The 2,351-nt window shown below is 71.0% G+C and carries 3 protein-coding genes; 1 reads left to right on the forward strand and 2 read right to left on the reverse strand.

What is annotated here, in order from left to right; all coding sequences use genetic code 11:
* Window positions 1-16: 16 nt before the first annotated feature.
* Together ACWGIU_RS35815 and ACWGIU_RS35820 are read right to left on the reverse strand one after the other, a co-directional pair.
* Window positions 17-850 carry a CbtA family protein gene (locus ACWGIU_RS35815; protein WP_453712266.1) on the reverse strand — a complete coding sequence of 278 codons (834 nt, stop codon included), beginning with the start codon at window positions 848-850 and terminating at the stop codon, window positions 17-19.
* Window positions 851-861: 11 nt separating this feature from the next.
* Complete coding sequence (locus ACWGIU_RS35820) at window positions 862-1,089, reverse strand: CbtB domain-containing protein (RefSeq protein ID WP_453712267.1); 228 nt, start codon at window positions 1,087-1,089, stop codon at window positions 862-864.
* A gap of 366 nt (window positions 1,090-1,455) precedes the next feature.
* Between ACWGIU_RS35820 and ACWGIU_RS35825 the strand changes: the two genes are divergently transcribed.
* Window positions 1,456-2,351 (forward strand): hypothetical protein (locus ACWGIU_RS35825; protein ID WP_453712268.1); only part of this gene is annotated, 896 nt, incomplete at its 3' end.

Here is a 2,351-nt window from a genome sequence, read left to right on the forward strand (position 1 = left end):
GGCGTCACGGTCGGCGTCAGCCGAGCGCGGATGCCTCCCGCTGAGCCGGAGCCGACGCTTCCGCGCCCTCGGTGCGCGCGGCCAGGAGCCGCTGGGCGAGGACCCCGAAGACGACGGCGAACACGGCCCACAGGACGAGCTGGACGGCCAGCGAGGCGACCCGGAACTCCCACAGCAGGGCGGCGGGGAAACCGGGCTGGACGGCGTCGCTGTTGTCCGGCAGGAACACGAACGCCAGGGCGGTGGCGCCGATGAAGCCGGCGCTCGCCGTCAGCGTCGCGTTCCAGTTGCCCAGGCGGGGTGCCAGCCGCCGCCCGAGGATGATCGCGCCGATGCCGAGCAGCACGCTGAGCAGGATCATCAGGAAGAACAGCGTGGTGCGCTGACCGATCGTGTCCGGGTTGCCGACCGCCGGCGGGGTGGCCGGGTACTTCAGGAACGGCACCAGGTAGACCGTGGCGAAGGCACCCGCCGCGGTGAGCGCCGCCGTGGCCCGCGGACTGAACCCGCCTACGCGGCCGAGGGCGAACGAGAACGCGAGCGAGGCGATGCCGCCCAGCGCGACCCCGTAGACCAGAACACCGGTGGCGAGGCCAAGGGTCGACTGAACCGGTCGGCTGACCAGTTCTTCCTCCTCCGCGGCCTCACCCGACGCGGCGTCACCGCCGTGCCCGGCGTGCGCGCTCGGGGCGCCCGCGGCGTCCTGGGCGGCCTTGGCCTCTTCCACGGCGATGGACCCCCGCACCGGCGGCTCACCGACCACGTAGGCGACCGCGAAGGCGAACAGCCCCGCGATCAGGCCCGCGAGCATGCCGCGGACCAGCAGTCCTCTGACAGTGGAGGCGTACATGTGCTGGCCTCTCAGTGGCAGGGGAAGCCGAGCAGGTGACGACCGTCGTGCACCCACTCGTGCACGCCTTCACCGGCGAACACGGCCGTGGCGCCCTGTTCGGCACCGACGAAGTACAGGGCGACGAGCATCAGGAGACCGGCGAAGAGCGCCCAGGGCAGCACCGCGCGCACAGGCAGCGGAGCCGACAGGGAGCCGACGGGGGTGGATACGGCAGCGGAAGCGAGAGCCTCGGCCATGATGGAACCTCCTCGGGGAACAACGCGTCCCATACGGTGGTGCAGGACGACGGTCCTCGGGTCTGACTCGCCGCGTCGCCATCGTGGAGATGCCGCCGCAGCACACAGTGGCGCGACCATGCCGGATTCACACCGGACTTCCGTCTCGCCGTCGTCGCTATGTGGAAATGTCGCCGTGACGCTACCGTGCGCAGCGCCTGCGGCCAAGACCGTGAGTCCCTGATCACACGCCTACGCTGCGGTAATACGCTTCCGGCAGGGCTCACGCGATCCCAAGTGTCCGTCAACTGGCCTGGTAGGACTGCTAGAATGACCCCGTCGGCCTTCGGCGTGCGTGCCCCGTGCATGTGTCCGGAGGCTTTTTTCATGCCTTCACACCGGCCCACCGGTCCTGCCGTACCTCCGACCACCACCACCGGCTACCGCGTCCTGCTCCGCAACAAGGAGTTCAGCGGCCTCTACCTCAGCTTCACCCTCACCGTCGCCGCGAGCACGTTGTCCGGCTTCGCGCTCGGCACGCTGGTCAACCACCGGACCGGTTCGCCGTTCCTGACGGCCGTGAGCATGTACGGCGCCACGTTCGCGACGGTGTTCGGCGCGCTGACGCTGATGTCCGTCGCGGACGGGAAACGGCCCCGCCGGACCCTCCTCCTGCTCCAACTCGCCTCGCTGGTGGGCATCGCCGCCCAGGCGGTTCCGGGGCTGCCGCTCGCGGCCCGGTTCGCTCTGCTGCTGACGCTGGGTTTCTTCCAGTCCCTGGGCACCGGCACCAGACTGGGGCTGCTCGCCGAGGTTGTGCCCAGCTCCGCCTATGCGCCCGCCCGTTCGCTGATGAACATCACCTCCGGCGGCATGGTGATCACCGGCTACGCGGTCGGCGCCGTACTGCTGCGGTACCTGAGCCCGTACGGGGTCTTCGCCGTCGCCGCGGCCCTGACCGCCCTCGGGACGGCGGTGGTGGCCACCACCGTCCGGGAACACTCGATCCGGCTCACCCGCCGACCCGGGCTGCGCAGGACCTGGACGACGAACGCCGAGCTGTTCGCCGACCCCGGCCGCCGGACGCTGCTGCTGAACCTGTGGGTGCCGAACGGCCTGATCGTCGGCTGCGAGGCCCTGTTCCTCTCCTACGACCCCGGCCGGGCGGGAACCCTCCTCGCCGCCGCTTCGGCGGGCATGCTCCTGGGGGACCTGATCGTCGGCCGACTGCTCGGCGCCGACCGGCGACGCCGCCTCGCCTTCGCGCTGCGGCTGCTGCTCGC

The organism is Streptomyces sp. NPDC054840 (assembly GCF_053611065.1).

What these genes read in the sequence shown, in the direction of transcription:
- ACWGIU_RS35820 (WP_453712267.1), bottom strand. Translation starts at nt 1,089, where the DNA reads ATGGCCGAGGCTCTCGCTTCCGCTGCCGTATCCACCCCCGTCGGCTCC.
- ACWGIU_RS35815 (WP_453712266.1), bottom strand. Translation starts at nt 850, where the DNA reads ATGTACGCCTCCACTGTCAGAGGACTGCTGGTCCGCGGCATGCTCGCG.